Here is a 212-nt window from a genome sequence, read left to right as displayed (position 1 = left end):
GACTACGCCTGGGGCCTCGAGGTCGGCGTCTACAAGCGCACCTTCGGCCAGGGCTCGCTGGAGACCGGCGTCCACTGGAGCAAGAACACCCGCCTGGACAAGGTGGCCGAGGGCTTCGGCTGCTACGGCGAGTACGTCGAGCGCGACGAGGACATCGCCCCCGCCATCAAGCGCGCCTACGCCAGCGGAAAGACCGCCGTCATCCACGTCGC

Annotated in this window: 1 protein-coding gene; it reads left to right on the top strand. The window is 68.9% G+C overall.

Going from position 1 to position 212, the window contains the following annotated elements; translation table 11 throughout:
* On the top strand, positions 1 to 212 hold a 212-nt coding region (locus AC559T_RS18675), incomplete at both ends, for a thiamine pyrophosphate-dependent enzyme (protein WP_498869563.1).

The sequence above is a fragment of the Frankia sp. Hr75.2 genome, assembly GCF_949319125.1.
Classification (GTDB): Bacteria; Actinomycetota; Actinomycetes; order Frankiales; family Frankiaceae; genus Parafrankia; species Parafrankia soli.
This window is presented reverse-complemented; position numbering and strand designations above follow the sequence as displayed.